The 13,762-nt window shown below is 70.0% G+C and carries 16 protein-coding genes; 10 read left to right on the top strand and 6 right to left on the bottom strand.

From position 1 onward, the window contains the following. Positions 1-9 precede the first annotated feature (9 nt). The 5 genes from hisF to hisB form a co-directional block, all read right to left on the bottom strand. Positions 10-798 carry an imidazole glycerol phosphate synthase subunit HisF gene (gene hisF, locus QNA08_RS10840; RefSeq protein ID WP_283740727.1) on the bottom strand — a complete coding sequence of 263 codons (789 nt, stop codon included), beginning with the start codon at positions 796-798 and terminating at the stop codon, positions 10-12. Beyond that, positions 798-1,553, bottom strand: a complete 756-nt coding sequence (gene hisA, locus QNA08_RS10845; protein WP_283740728.1) for a 1-(5-phosphoribosyl)-5-[(5-phosphoribosylamino)methylideneamino]imidazole-4-carboxamide isomerase — start codon at positions 1,551-1,553, stop codon at positions 798-800. The genes hisF and hisA overlap by 1 nt, the downstream gene beginning before the upstream one ends. Beyond that, the gene (gene hisH, locus QNA08_RS10850; protein ID WP_283740729.1) at positions 1,541-2,191 is read right to left on the bottom strand and encodes an imidazole glycerol phosphate synthase subunit HisH; all 651 of its coding nucleotides are present in this window, start codon (positions 2,189-2,191) and stop codon (positions 1,541-1,543) included. Before hisH ends, hisA begins: the two co-directional genes overlap by 13 nt. Further along, the gene (locus QNA08_RS10855; protein ID WP_283740730.1) at positions 2,188-2,679 is read right to left on the bottom strand and encodes a DUF2628 domain-containing protein; all 492 of its coding nucleotides are present in this window, start codon (positions 2,677-2,679) and stop codon (positions 2,188-2,190) included. The genes hisH and QNA08_RS10855 overlap by 4 nt, the downstream gene beginning before the upstream one ends. Positions 2,680-2,862: 183 nt before the next feature. Then, positions 2,863-3,450, bottom strand: a complete 588-nt coding sequence (hisB, locus tag QNA08_RS10860) for an imidazoleglycerol-phosphate dehydratase HisB (protein WP_283740731.1) — start codon at positions 3,448-3,450, stop codon at positions 2,863-2,865. 190 nt (positions 3,451-3,640) lie between these two features. Here hisB and hslV point away from each other — a divergent pair, with 190 nt between their 5' ends. From hslV to hslU, 3 genes are read left to right on the top strand one after another with little or no spacing between them, the layout of a single operon-like run. Continuing rightward, a complete protein-coding gene (gene hslV / locus QNA08_RS10865; RefSeq protein ID WP_283740732.1) occupies positions 3,641-4,207 on the top strand; it encodes an ATP-dependent protease subunit HslV in 567 nt (188 codons plus the stop codon). A 3-nt stretch (positions 4,208-4,210) separates the two neighbouring features. After that, positions 4,211-4,723: a GNAT family N-acetyltransferase gene (locus QNA08_RS10870; RefSeq protein WP_283740733.1), complete on the top strand. Its 513-nt coding sequence runs from the start codon at positions 4,211-4,213 to the stop codon at positions 4,721-4,723. Then, complete coding sequence (gene hslU / locus QNA08_RS10875; protein ID WP_283740734.1) at positions 4,720-6,027, top strand: ATP-dependent protease ATPase subunit HslU; 1,308 nt, start codon at positions 4,720-4,722, stop codon at positions 6,025-6,027. The genes QNA08_RS10870 and hslU overlap by 4 nt, the downstream gene beginning before the upstream one ends. Before the next feature lie 33 nt (positions 6,028-6,060). On the opposite strand, the gene QNA08_RS10880 is transcribed toward hslU, so the two are convergent. Next, the gene (locus QNA08_RS10880; RefSeq protein ID WP_283740735.1) at positions 6,061-7,293 is read right to left on the bottom strand and encodes an MFS transporter; all 1,233 of its coding nucleotides are present in this window, start codon (positions 7,291-7,293) and stop codon (positions 6,061-6,063) included. Between the two features lie 273 nt (positions 7,294-7,566). On the opposite strand from QNA08_RS10880, the gene murJ reads away from it, so the two are divergent. From murJ to QNA08_RS10915, 7 genes are all read left to right on the top strand, one after another. Further along, the gene (gene murJ, locus QNA08_RS10885) at positions 7,567-9,123 is read left to right on the top strand and encodes a murein biosynthesis integral membrane protein MurJ (protein WP_283740736.1); all 1,557 of its coding nucleotides are present in this window, start codon (positions 7,567-7,569) and stop codon (positions 9,121-9,123) included. A 109-nt stretch (positions 9,124-9,232) separates the two neighbouring features. Continuing rightward, positions 9,233-10,273 carry a tryptophan--tRNA ligase gene (gene trpS / locus QNA08_RS10890; protein ID WP_283740737.1) on the top strand — a complete coding sequence of 347 codons (1,041 nt, stop codon included), beginning with the start codon at positions 9,233-9,235 and terminating at the stop codon, positions 10,271-10,273. Positions 10,274-10,366: 93 nt separating this feature from the next. After that, positions 10,367-10,864: a universal stress protein gene (locus QNA08_RS10895; protein WP_283740738.1), complete on the top strand. Its 498-nt coding sequence runs from the start codon at positions 10,367-10,369 to the stop codon at positions 10,862-10,864. 186 nt (positions 10,865-11,050) lie between these two features. Beyond that, positions 11,051-11,611, top strand: a complete 561-nt coding sequence (locus QNA08_RS10900) for a NifU family protein (protein WP_283740739.1) — start codon at positions 11,051-11,053, stop codon at positions 11,609-11,611. 127 nt (positions 11,612-11,738) lie between these two features. Next, a complete protein-coding gene (locus QNA08_RS10905; RefSeq protein WP_283740740.1) occupies positions 11,739-12,347 on the top strand; it encodes a malonic semialdehyde reductase in 609 nt (202 codons plus the stop codon). A gap of 207 nt (positions 12,348-12,554) precedes the next feature. Beyond that, positions 12,555-13,238 (top strand): tRNA (adenosine(37)-N6)-threonylcarbamoyltransferase complex dimerization subunit type 1 TsaB, encoded by a 684-nt coding sequence (tsaB, locus tag QNA08_RS10910; protein ID WP_283740741.1) that lies wholly within the window; start codon positions 12,555-12,557, stop codon positions 13,236-13,238. Continuing rightward, positions 13,235-13,720, top strand: a complete 486-nt coding sequence (locus QNA08_RS10915; protein ID WP_283740742.1) for a GNAT family N-acetyltransferase — start codon at positions 13,235-13,237, stop codon at positions 13,718-13,720. Before tsaB ends, QNA08_RS10915 begins: the two co-directional genes overlap by 4 nt. The last annotated feature ends 42 nt before the right edge of the window (positions 13,721-13,762 follow it).

The raw sequence follows: 13,762 nt of genomic DNA on the forward strand, positions 1-13,762 counted from the left end.
GCAGGAACCTCAAACATCCATCCGCATCGGCAGCCCGGCGGCCGCCATGAAGGCCTTGGCCTCGCCGATCGTATGCTGGCCGAAGTGGAAGATCGAAGCGGCGAGCACGGCGCTGGCATGGCCCTCGCGCACGCCGGCGACCAGGTGGTCGAGCGTGCCGACACCGCCGGAGGCGATGACTGGCACCGGCACCGCGTCGGCGATGGCGCGCATGAGGGCAAGGTCGTAGCCCGCCTTGGTGCCGTCCCGGTCCATCGAGGTGACGAGGAGCTCGCCCGCGCCGAGTTCGACGACCTCGCGCGCATAGTCGATGGCGTCGAGCCCTGTCGCATTGCGGCCGCCGTGAGTGAAGATCTCCCAGGAGGCTCCCTCCCCGTCCGCCTCACCCGGTCCCGACACGCGCTTGGCGTCGATGGCGACGACGATGCACTGGTCGCCGAACTTCTCCGCCGCCTGCTTCACGAAGGCGCGGTCCTTCACGGCCGCGGTGTTGATCGACACCTTGTCGGCGCCGGCGAGGAGAAGGTTGCGGATGTCGTCGACCGTGCGCACGCCGCCGCCGACGGTGAGCGGCATGAAACAGGCCTCCGCCGTGCGCCGCACGACGTCGAGCAGGATGCCGCGATTCTCGTGGCTCGCCGTGATGTCGAGGAAGCACAGCTCGTCCGCGCCCGCGGCGTCGTAGGCCATGGCGCATTCGACGGGGTCGCCGGCGTCGCGAAGATCGACGAACCGGACGCCCTTTACGACGCGCCCGTCCTTGACGTCGAGGCAGGGAATGAGGCGGACTTTCAGCATCAGGCTGCTCCCCGGCGGGCCGCCGCCTTGATCAGTGCGATCGCCTCTGCCGGATCGAGCCGCCCGTCGTAGAGAGCCCGGCCCGTGATGGCACCCGCGAGCTTGGCGCAATCGGGCTCGAGGAGGCGGGCCACATCCTCGATGGAGGCGAGGCCGCCCGAGGCGATGACGGGAATGGAGACGGCGTCGGCAAGGCGCAGCGTCGCCCCGATGTTGAGGCCCTTGAGCACGCCGTCGCGGGCGATGTCGGTATAGACGATCGCCGCAACGCCGGCGTCCTCGAAGCGCCGGCCGAGCTCTTCGGCCGTCATCTCGGACGTGCGGGCCCAGCCCTCCACCGCCACGCGGCCGTCGCGGGCGTCGATGCCGACCGCGACGCGGCCCGCGTGGAGCCGCGCCGCCTCGCGCACGAAGCCGGGATCGCGCACGGCTGCGGTGCCGATGATGACACGGGCGACGCCCTTGGCGAGCCAGCCCTCCACCGTCTTCATGTCGCGGATGCCGCCGCCGAGCTGCACCGGAATGGCGAGCCGCGCCAGAATCGCCTCCACCGCGGCGGCGTTCATCGGCTTGCCGGCGAAGGCGCCGTCGAGGTCGACGACATGCAGCCATTCGAAGCCCTGCGCCGCGAAGGTCTCGGCCTGCGCGGCGGGATCGTCGTTGAAGACGGTTGCCCTGGCCATGTCGCCCTGCACCAGGCGCACGCAACGGCCGTCCTTGAGATCGATGGCGGGAAACAGGATCACGGACGCCACCTCAGGAAGTTGGCGATGAGGGCGAGGCCGAGCCTCTGGCTCTTCTCGGGGTGGAACTGCGTGCCGGCCATGTTGTCCCTGGCGACGACGGCCGTGACCGGACCACCATAGTCCGTCACGGCCACAACTTCGGTCGGATGGGCAGCGGCGAGCGCGTAGGAATGCACGAAATAGGCGTGCAGGCCGGAGGGACCGGTGCGGATACCGGCGAAGAGCGGGTGGTCGCTGAGCACCTCGAGCGTATTCCAGCCCATGTGCGGGATCTTGAGGGCCGGATCGGCGGGCTCGATCAGCGTCACGTCGCCGGCGATCCAGCCGAGCCCCGGCGTGGTCTCGTATTCGAGGCCGCGGCTTGCCATGAGCTGCATGCCGACGCAGATGCCGAGGAAGGGTGTGGCCTTTTGCCGCACAGCCTCCTCAAGCGCCTCGGCCATGCCGGGCACCGCGTCGAGGCCGCGGCGGCAGTCGGCGAAGGCGCCGACGCCGGGCAGGACGATGCGCGCAGCGCGGCGCACAGCCTCGGGGTCGCTCGTGACGGCGACATCGACGGCGATGCCCGCCTCGCGGGCCGCGCGCTCGAAGGCCTTGGCGGCGGAATGCAGGTTGCCGGAGCCGTAGTCGACAATGGCGACGTTCATCGTCCTCCCTCCGCTTCCGGGAACAGGCCGACCACGGATGCCGGCACGGTCGGATGCCGGGTGGGCGGCAGCGGCGTCGCCGTAGCGGGTGCCTCCTCCGGCGTGCGCCGCAGCCAGCGTGTGAAGGCGCGCGCTTCGGCACCCTCGAGGTCGTCGGCGAAGACGGCGTCGACGACTGGCAAGCCGCGTCGTTGAAGCGTCCAGCGGCGGACCGAATTGGCCTCCAGCGCCACGGCGATCCCGAAGAGGAGGCCGGCGAGCGTAGCGGCCGTGCCCGGCAGGTCGATGAGCCGGCCGATGGCCGTCAGCACGAAGGCCGCCGCCAGCACGCCGAGGGCGCCGAGCCACAGGCGGTGCCAGAGGAACCACAGGACGGAAAAGGCGAAAGCGCCCCAGGAGAAGCCGTCCCTCACCAGGACGGCCGCATCAAGCGCATGGGGATCGCCGGGCCGGGCCGCAACCGGCATGTGGAAGGTATAGACGGCCATGAGGCCCTCCTTGCAGCGGATCTGCCCGGTCCGCAAGTCGGACGCCGGGCACGTCGCTCGAAATCGACGGTCGAAAGCCGAGGCGCGGGCCCAGTCCCCGTCCGCCTCCGCCCGCGCCACCCTACCTCATTGTTCGAGCACGCTCGTTCCGCAGAACCGATATCCGTTGCCGCGGAACATGCGCTACAGCGAGCCCTTGGTGGAAGGCACCCGCTCGCCCTCGCGTGGATCGACCGCCACCGCCGTGCGCAGGGCACGGGCGAGACCCTTGAAGCAGCTCTCCGCGATATGATGGCTGTTCTCGCCGTAGAGCGTCTCGACATGCAGCGTGATGCCGGCGTTGATGGCGAAGGCCTGGAACCACTCGCGCACGAGCTCGGTGTCGAAGGTGCCGATCTTGTCGCGCGCGAAGGCGGAGCGGAACACGAGGAACGGCCGGCCCGAGATGTCCAGCGCGACGCGCGTCAGGGTCTCGTCCATCGGCAGGTGCAGGTCGGCGTAGCGATGGATGCCGCGCTTGTCGCCGAGCGCCTTGCGGAAGGCCTCGCCGAGGGCGATGCCGCAGTCCTCGACCGAATGGTGCTGGTCGACGTGCAGGTCGCCATCGATCTTGACGGTGAGATCGAAGAGCGCATGTCGCGCGAAGAGCTCGAGCATGTGATCGAGGAAGCCAATGCCCGTGGCGATCTCGGCCTTGCCCGATCCGTCGAGATTCACGCTCACCGAGACGTCGGTCTCGGCAGTGCGGCGCGTCACGCTCGCGGCACGCATGGATTGCTCTCCGGCATGGATGACAGCTCGCCCGCCGGCACGGCGGGCCGGCGCCTTCTAGCAAGAGCAGCGCCCGGGCGCCACCCGTCCCCGCGAGCGGCGCGGCGTTGCGTGGCCCGCTCGATCCGACCATTGGAGGCGACGGAAAAAGACCTTACATGAGGGCGGTCATTTCGGAGGGTCGCCGTTCATGCAGTCCCCGGGCGAGGCACAGTTCCACGCCACCACCATCCTCATGGTCCGCAAGGGCGGTCGCGTCGTCATCGGCGGTGACGGGCAGGTGAGCTTCGGCGAGACGGTGATCAAGGGCAACGCCAAGAAGGTGCGCAGGCTTGCGAAGGGGGCCGTCATCGGCGGCTTCGCCGGCGCTACCGCGGACGCGTTCACGCTCTTCGAGCGGCTCGAGGCCAAGCTCGACCAGTTTCCCGGCCAGCTCACGCGCGCCTGTGTGGAGCTCGCCAAGGACTGGCGGACCGATCGCTATCTGCGGCGGCTCGAGGCGATGATGCTCGTTGCCGACAGGGAGGCCGGCCTCCTGCTCTCCGGCACGGGCGACGTACTGGAGCCCGAGGCCCGGGATGGGGCCTCCATCATGGCCATCGGCTCCGGTGGCAATTTCGCCCTGGCGGCGGCCCGGGCGCTGGCGGACGGCCAGCACGACGCGGAGACCATCGTGCGCCGGTCGCTCGCCATCGCCGCCGAGATCTGCGTCTATACCAACGGCAATCTCGTCGTCGAGACGTTGGAGAGCGCCTGAGGAATGACCGCGGCCCCCTACACCTTCCGGCCGGTCACCGAGGCCGATCTCGGCCTCCTGCGACGCTGGATGGAGGCGCCGCACGTCGCGGAGTGGTGGGGCGAGATCGAGGAGGAGATCGAGGGCATCCGGGCCGACTTCGCCGATCCGGCCGTCGAGGCCTTCATTGTCTCGCACGGTGGGCGGCCGATCGGCTTCCTGCAGTGCTATGTGGTCCACGCGGAGGCGGACCACCCTTATGCTGACCGGCCGCTCGGGGCGCGTGGCATCGACCAGTTCATCGGCGAGGCCGACATGATCGGCTGCGGCCAGGGCCCGGCTTTCATCCGCCGGTTCTGCGACATGCTCGAGCGCGACGGCGTGCCCTGCGTCGTGACGGATCCGAATCCGTTGAACGCCCGGGCTGTCCGGGCTTACGAAAAGGCCGGCTTCCGGCCTCTTGAGGAAAGAGACACGCCGTTCGGCCGCGTGCTGCTCATGATGCGCGGCCCGGTGGCGGAACGAGGAAAGCGATGACCAACTTCTCTCCCCGCGAGATCGTCTCCGAGCTCGACCGCTATATCGTCGGGCAGGACGAGGCCAAGCGCGCCGTCGCCATTGCGCTGCGCAACCGCTGGCGCCGGCAGCAGCTCGAAGGGCCGATGCGGGAGGAGGTTCTCCCCAAGAACATCCTCATGATCGGACCGACCGGTTGCGGCAAGACCGAGATCTCGCGCCGTCTGGCGAAGCTCGCCGGAGCGCCCTTCCTCAAGGTGGAGGCGACCAAGTTCACGGAGGTGGGTTACGTCGGCCGCGACGTGGAGCAGATCGTGCGCGATCTCGTCGAGGTGGGCATCGGCCTCGTCAAGGAGCGCAGGCGCAAGGACGTCCAGGCGAAGGCCCAGCTCGCCGCCGAGGAGCGCGTGCTCGATGCCCTCGTGGGCGCGACCGCGAGCGCGGTGACGCGCGACGCCTTCCGGCGCAAGCTGCGCACGGGCGAACTCGACGACAAGGAGATCGAGATCGAGGTCCAGGCGGGTGCCGCCGGCCTGCCGATGTTCGAGCTGCCGGGCGTGCCGGGTGCCTCGGTCGGTGCCATCTCCATCGGCGACATCTTCGGCAAGGCCCTGGGCGGCCGCACCAAGATGCGCCGCACCACCGTGCGCGAGGCCTACGAACCGCTGATGGCCGAGGAATCCGACAAGCTCCTCGACCAGGATCAGATCGTGCAGGAGGCGATCCGCGAGGTCGAGGACAACGGCATCGTCTTCCTCGACGAAATCGACAAGATCTGCGCCCGCGAGGGCCGCGGCGTCGCCGACGTGTCGCGCGAGGGGGTGCAGCGCGACCTCCTGCCCCTCATCGAGGGCACCACCGTGTCGACGAAGCACGGCGCGGTGAAGACCGACCACATCCTGTTCATCGCCTCGGGCGCCTTCCACCTCGCCAAGCCCTCCGACCTCTTGCCGGAGCTGCAGGGCCGCCTGCCGATCCGCGTGGAACTGTCCTCTCTCACCGAGGAGGACTTCCGCCGCATCCTCACCGAGACGGAGGCGAGCCTCGTCAAGCAGTCGATTGCCATGATGCAGACCGAGGGCGTGACGCTTGCCTTCACCGACGACGCCATCGACGCGCTGGCGCGGGCGGCGGTCGAGGTCAACACCAATGTGGAGAACATCGGCGCCCGCCGCCTGCAGACGGTGATGGAGCGTGTGCTCGACGACATCTCCTACACGGCGCCCGACCGCGGCGGCGAGACGATCACCATCGACGGCGAATATGTGCGCCGGCATGTCGGCGAACTCGCGCGCAACGCCGATCTCAGCCGCTTCATCCTTTGAAACGGCGCGTTCGGCGCTGCTCCCGGGCGGGGCTCACCCGCCGCGCCGCTTCAGCCTGTGCGCGAACCAGAAGGCCAGCAGCGGCAGCATGACGGCGGCGCCGGCGAAGATCGGCAGGCCGTGGAAGCGGTCGAAGACGCCGGCGAGCCCGGCCGCGCCCACGGTCTGCCCCATGAACAGGCAGGAGGCGAAGAGAGCCACGGCCACGCCGCGCGCCTCGGGCGCCATCTGAGTGGCATTCATCTGCAGCGTGTTGTGCAGCATGTAGAAGCCGAGCCCCGCCAGCGCTGCGGCGAAGGGCGCCATCCACACGTCGCCCATGAGGGCGAGCGTGCCGTAGGCGAGCATGAGCACGAGTCCACCTCCGCGCACGAGGCCGCGCTCGCCGAGCCGGGCGACGAGCCAGGGAGCCGCGGCGGCATAGAACAGCCCGCCGAAGCCGTAGGCTGCCACCATCAGGCCCGACTGGGCGGCGCCCAGGCCGAAGCGGTGCTGCAGGTCGCTCGCCACGAAGGCGAAGGTGCCGAAGACGGCGATGCCTTCGAGGAAGACGGTGAGGAGCACGACGCGCACCCACGGCCGCCGCAGGAGCGCGGCCGAATGCAGGACGGTCTCCTTCACGCCCCGGCGCGCCTCGGGCGCTGCCGCGGCGCGCGTGCGGGCGGATGCGTCGCGCGCCATTTCGACGAGGAGGGCCGTCCCGGCGACAACATAGAAGGCGGCGAGCACGAGGAACACATTGCGCCAGCCGAGGTGCTCGCCGAGCATGCCCCCCGCCGCCTGGCCAAAGACGACGCCAAGGATCTGGCCGGACAGGAAGCGGGCGAGCACCGCCTGCCGCTCGGCGTAGGGGACCGTGTCGCCGATCCAGGCCATGCTCATCGGAATGATCGCGGCGGCGGTGCCGCCGGCGACGAGGCGCGCCGCCGTGAGGCTCTCGAGCGTACCCACCCAGGCGCAGGCGGCTGTCCCGATCGCTGAGAGGAGGGTGGCGCAGGCGGCCGTGCGATATTTGCCGAACCGGTCGCCGATGGGGCCGAAGAACATCTGCAACAGGCCGTAGGAGACGGCGAAGGCGGTCACCACCACCGAAGCCGCGCCCGTCGTGACGCCGAAATCCCGGCCGATCTGCGGCAGGAGCGGGTCGGCGACGCGAATGGTCGCGCCGCTGACGAAGGCCGCGAAGGCCAGAAGCGCGATCGATCTGGCGGGCACGCCGTCCTGTCGGCCGGACTCTGCCGGGGCGTCGGTAGTCGTGGCGGACATGGCAGCCTCGGGTGGGAAAGCCCTTAGATAGGCGATCTCCAACCGCGCTCCCATGCGTTTGGTGCATGGCAGCCAATGCATGGGTCGGTGCCGCATGCGGCGCGGACACGGCCCGGCGGCGCCAGGCGAATGCCTGCGCGACCGAGGCGCGGCTCTGGCCCCGGAGCGGATTCTCGGAGATAAGCGTCGGCTGTCGCTTCTCGCAGCCCTTCCGGTCGTTCCGCGCCCGACTCGATTTGACCCCGCAAGATCAGCGCCCGTTCGGATCCGCTCATGTCCCTTGCCCGTGCCGGCCTCGTCGTCGGCGTCTCGACCGTTCTGTCGCGCCTGCTCGGATTTGCGCGCGACATGCTCATCGCCCGGGTCCTTGGAGCGGGGCCGGTGGCGGACGCCTTTCTCATCGCCTTCCGAGTGCCGAACCTTGCGCGCCGCGTGCTGGCGGAAGGCGGTCTGAACGCCGGCATCGTGCCGCTGCAGGCGCATATCGCTACCGAACAGGGCGCCGCGGCAGCGCATCGTTTCGCTGCCGAATCGTTGACGGCCAGTGCTCTTCTGCTGCTCGCCGTCACCGCGGTGGCGGAACTCGCCGCCCCGTGGATCGTCACCATGCTCGCCAGCGGGTATGACTCGCCCGGCAAGCTCGCCCTGGCGGCGCACTACCTGAGGCTCGCCTTTCCCTTCGTCACCGCGGCCGGGCTCGCCTCGGTGGTGTCGGCCTTCCTCAACGCGCAGCGCCGCTTCGCGGCGGCGGCCGTCGCGCCTGCGCTCGTCAATGTCCTGCTCGTTGGTGCCCTGGTCGTGCTCGACGGGGCGAGCGGTATGACCGCAGAGGAACTCGGCGCGGCCCTCGCCATTGCCGTCACCGTCTCCGGCCTCGTGCATCTCGTGGCCGTGGCGCTCGCCGCCGCGGCACTACCGCAGCCGCTGCGGCTCGTGTGGCCGCGGCGCAGCGCCAACCTCCGGCGATTGGCGCGCTTGGTGCTACCCGCGCTCGCCGCGAGCGGCGTCGCCCAGTTCGCCATCCTCGTCGGGACCCAGGTCGCGTCCTACCGGCCGGGGGCAGTCTCCTGGCTCTACTATGCCGACCGGGTGTTCCAGCTGCCCCTGTCCTTCGTCGGCGTGGCCGTCGGCATCGTGCTCCTGCCGGAGATCGCGGCGCGGCTCGGCCGTGGCGACGAGGCCGGTGCGGGGGAGGCGCAAACGCGCGCCCTGGAGGCGGCCCTCGCCCTGGCGCTGCCGGCCGCCGTCGCGCTCACCGTCCTCGCCTGGCCCATAGCACAGGGGCTCTTCCAGCACGGTGCCTTCACCGCAGGGGACACTGCCGGTACCGCGGCGGCCCTCGCGGGCCTCGCCCCCGGCCTGCCTGCCGCGGTCGCCGGAAAGGTCCTCGCGCAGCCCTTCTTCGCCCGCGAGCGGCTGCGCCTGCCTCTCGCCGCGGGCTTTGCCGGCCTTGCCGTGACCGGCTTGGCCGGCGGCGTCCTCAATCGGTGGTACGGCGTCGCCGGCATTGCCCTCGGCGTGAGCCTCGGCCTCTGGGCGCATGCCGGCCTCTTGGCCTTCGGGCTGTGGCGCGGGCGCCTGTGGCAGGCGGACCGAGGCTTCTCTGCGCGCCTGCCGCGGTTCGCCCTGGCCTGTGCCGTGATGGGCCTTGCGGTCAACGGCCTCGCGGACCTTCTCGGCCCGTGGCTCGAGCCTGCGCGCGCCCTGCCGCTGAAGCTCACGGCGCTCGCAGGGCTCAGCCTCGTTGGCGCGGTCGTCTATGGGCTGGCTGCGTGCCTCTTCGGCGCCCTCGCCTGGCCGAATGTGAAGGCACTTCTGCGCAGGGCATGACGGCGGGTCCGCTGCCGGTGTCCGGCTGCCTCGCGAATAACGCCGGCGCTCACTTGCGCGGCCTCGCGGCGGTTGCGATAAGGCCGCGCCTTTTCGTGCGGAGCAGGCGATGGCCCAGTTCAAGGAACGCGTGTTTTCGGGCGTCCAGCCCACCGGCAATCTGCATCTCGGCAACTATCTCGGCGCCATCTCGCGCTTCGTGCCGCTGCAGGAGAAGTACGACTGCATCTATTGCGTCGTCGACATGCACGCGATCACCGTCTGGCAGGACCCCAAGGAACTGAAGCGGCAGATCCGCGAGGTCACGGCCGCCTTCATCGCCGCCGGCATCGATCCCAAGCGCCATATCGTCTTCAACCAGAGCCAGGTGGCCGAGCACGCCGAGCTTGCCTGGGTGTTCAACTGCGTTGCCCGCGTCGGCTGGATGAACCGCATGACGCAGTTCAAGGAAAAGGCGGGCAAGGATCGCGAGAACGCCTCGCTCGGCCTCTACGCCTATCCCTCGCTGATGGCCGCCGACATCCTCGTCTACAAGGGTACGCACGTGCCCGTCGGCGAGGACCAGAAGCAGCATCTCGAGCTTGCCCGCGACGTGGCTCAGAAGTTCAACAACGACTTTGCCGAATCGATCGCCGAGCACGGCTGGGGGGATGCCTTCTTCCCGCTCACCGAGCCGCTCATCCAGGGGCCGGCCATGCGCGTCATGTCGCTGCGCGACGGCTCGAAGAAGATGTCGAAGTCGGACCCGTCGGACTATTCGCGCATCAATCTGACGGACGATGCCGACGCCATCGCCCAGAAGATCCGCAAGGCCAAGACCGACCCGGAGCCGCTGCCGTCCGAGGCGGCGGGGCTGGAGGGCCGGCCTGAGGCGCAGAACCTCGTCGGCATTTTCGCGGCGCTCTCCGGCCGCTCGCGCGACGAGGTGCTCAAGGAGTTCGGCGGGGCACAGTTCTCGACCTTCAAGGCCGCCCTTGTCGATCTTGCCGTGGAGAAGCTCGGGCCGATCGGCAGCGAGATGAAGCGGCTCGTCGCCGATCCGGCCCATATCGACGCCATCCTGACGGACGGCGCCGACCGGGCTCGCGTCATCGCCCGCCAGACGATGGACGCGGTCAAGGACATCGTCGGTTTCGTCCGCGGTCATTGACGCGGGCCCCAGGGCCGCGGCGATGCCGCTCTTGCCCGCGCCCGCGTGGCTTGGCAGCATCCCCTCTACCCGAGGCGGACCTGGGCGGCAGACATGACGGGCAAGCGAAGGCGGTCCTACGAGGCCGGGCACCGCGCGAAATTCCTTGTGGTTGTCGACGACACGCCGGAATGCGACCGCGCGATCTATTTCGCCTCCCGTCGCGCAGCCCGAACGGGGGTTTCCGTGATCATGGTCTGCGTGGTGCCACCGGCCGACTTCCAGCACTGGCTCGGCGTCGGCGACGTCATGCGGGCGGAGGCCGAGGAGGAGGCGAACGAGCGCCTCGAGCAGGCGGCGGCACGCGTGCGCCAGATCGCCGGCATCGAGCCCGAGCGTGTGGTGCGTTTCGGCACCAAGGCGGAGGAGATCCTCTCCCTCATCGAGGAAGACGAGGACATCGCGCTCCTGGTGCTCGCGGCGGGCACCGGCAGCGAGGGGCCGGGCCCCCTCGTCTCCATGCTCGCCAGCAGGGCGGCGGCGACCTTTCCCGTGCCGGTGGCCATCGTTCCCGGCCATCTCGCGGACGAGGAGATCGACGCGCTCGCCTGACCGCGTGCCGGATCGCCGCTCGACCGCGGGCGGCCCGGCGGGACGCGACGTTGATTCGCAACCCGGCGATGCACACATCGGGAGGACAAGCGCCGAGAATTCTTCTAACAGAGGGGTCGTGGGCGCCGCCCCGTTTGCAATCCGTCGTCACCGCCGGTCTTGGCCCGGCCGTGTGAGGAGAAAGCGATGTTCATCCAGACCGAGGCCACGCCGAACCCGGCGACCCTCAAGTTCCTGCCCGGCCGCGTCGTCATGCCGGAAGGCACGCTCGATCTCAGGTCGGCCGAGGACGCCGCACGTTCGCCGCTCGCAGAGCGGCTGTTCGGCGTCGAGGGCGTCGGCGCCGTCTTCTTCGGTTACGATTTCATCACCGTCACGAAGGTCGGCGGCGAATGGCAGCATCTCAAGCCGGCCATTCTCGGCGCCATCATGGAGCATTTCATGTCGGGCGCGCCGCTCCTGCGCGACGCCGTCATGCCCGACGACGACAGCGCCGCTGAATTCTTCGATGCCGACGACGCCGAGACGGTCGAGACCATCAAGGAATTGCTCGAGACGCGCGTGCGGCCGGCGGTGGCCGGCGACGGTGGTGACATCACCTTCCGGGGCTATCGCGATGGCGTCGTCTACCTCGCCATGAAGGGCTCCTGCCAGGGCTGCCCCTCCTCCACCGCCACGCTGAGGCACGGCATCCAGAATCTCCTGCACCACTTCCTGCCGGACGTGCGCGAGGTGCAGGCGGTCTGACGCCGGCAGGCCGGACAGCTTTTGCGCGGTTGCAGGCCGCCGCTTGCGAGAAAGGCGTTGGTATCTGCCGGTGCACGCCTTAAGTGAACCGGCGATGATGCTTTGACGTTCCGTCTCGGAGCAGCCGATGACCGTCCACATCCCCGTCCGCCGGCGCCTCGACGACGTGGCGCTTGACCAGCTCTTCCGCGAAGCCCGCACCCACAACGCCTGGACCGACAAGCCCGTGTCGGACGAGACGCTGCGGGAGCTCGCAGACGTTCTGAAGATGGGGCCGACGAGCGCCAACTGCTCGCCGGCGCGCATCGTCTTCGTCAAGTCGCGCGAGGCGAAGGAGAAGCTGAAGCCGCATCTCTCCGAGGGCAACCGCGACAAGACGATGAAGGCCCCGGTGACGGCCATCCTCGGCTACGACACGGAATTCTACGAGAAGCTGCCGAAGCTCTTCCCCCACGCCGACGCCCGCAGCTGGTTCGCGGGCAATCCGGCGCTCATCGAGGAAACGGCCTTCCGCAACTCGTCGCTGCAGGGCGCCTATCTCATCCTCGCCGCCCGCGCCCTCGGCCTCGACACGGGCCCCATGTCGGGCTTCGACAAGGCCGGCGTCGAGCAGGCCTTCTTCCCGGGGGGCAAGGTGAAGGTGAACTTCATCTGCAACCTCGGCTACGGCGACCCGGCCGGGCTCTTCCCGCGCTCGCCGCGCTTTGCCTTCGACGAGTTCTGCACCATCGCGTGACGTCCAGCGCATCCCGGGCCGCGTCCCCAGCCGCGAAGCGTCCCTCGGACGCGCATCAGGGCTGCCTGACGTCGGGCGGCCTTCGTGGCCGGCCGGATTCCAGTCGGCCGCGAAATGCTCTAGGAAGGGTACTAAGCGGAGTTTCGATCCTCGCGGGCGGCGGTTCGGGCTGTGATCTGCCCCCTTCGGGGAGAGGAGTGATGATTCTTGCGCGTTCTCGCCATCGACACGGCGCTCGGTGCCTGCGCCGCCTGCGTGCTGGAGAAGGGGGCGGCCGAGCCGCTCGCCCACGAGAGCCTGACCATCGATCGCGGGCATGCCGAGGCGCTGCTGCCGCTCGTCGAACGTGTCGTCGCCCATAGCGAGGGCGGCTTCGCGGCGCTGTCGCGCGTCGCCGTCACCGTCGGCCCGGGCAGCTTCACGGGGCTGCGCGTCGGCATCGCTGCGGCGCGCGCCATCGGGCTCGCCGCCAAGATCCCCGTGGTCGGCGTCACCACCCTGTCCGCGCTGCTCGCCCCGCTCGTCGCACGCGAGGAGAACCGCTTCCTGGCCGCGGCCATCGATGCGCGCCACGGCCATGTCTTCTTCCAGGTCGTGGCCGCCGGCGGCCGCACCGTCATTCCGCCCCGTCACCTGTCGGTACGCGATGCGGCGCGCGCCATCGGCGCCGGGCCGGTGACGCTCTCCGGATCCGGGGCGCCCGCGGTCGCCGCCGAAGCCTTGTCCCTCGGCACCGACGCCGTGGTCGGCGAGGTCGCGCCAGCGCCGAGCATCCTCTGGGTGGCGCGACTGGGGCTCGCCGCCGACCCGGCGGCGGCCTTGCCCAAGCCCTTCTATCTGCGTTCGCCAGACGCCAGGCCACAGAACCACGTGTCCCTGCCGCGCCGATGATCCTCGATCGTCTCATGCCCCTGCCGCGCGCGCGGGTTGGCCCGCTTGCGCCGGACGCCGCAGCCACTGCCGCCCGCATCCATGCCGAGAGCTTCGCGCGGCCGTGGGATCTGCACGAGATCGAGCGCATGCTCGCGGATGCGGCGGTCGTGGGTGACTCCGTCTTTCGTGGAGCGGCCCGGCAACCGTCGGGCTTCGTGCTGTCGCGCATCGTCCTCGACGAGGCGGAGGTGTTGACGATCGCCGTCTTCGCGCGCGACCGGAGGAGGGGGCTCGCACGGACGCTGCTGGCGCGCCACCTGGCGCGGCTCGCGGCTCGCGGCGTGCGCACGCTGTTCCTGGAGGTCGAAGAGGGCAATGCCGCCGCGATCGCGCTCTACCGGTCCTTCGGCTTCGTGCAGAGCGGGCGACGGGAGGGCTACTATCCGAAGCCTGACGGCCGGCGCGCCGCGGCGCTGACCATGCGGCTCACCCTCGGGTGAGCGCCGGCGGGCCGGGAGAGCCTTCGCCTATGGACCCTTCTC

Source organism: Chelatococcus albus (assembly GCF_030067675.1).
GTDB lineage: Bacteria > Pseudomonadota > Alphaproteobacteria > Rhizobiales > Beijerinckiaceae > Chelatococcus_A > Chelatococcus_A albus.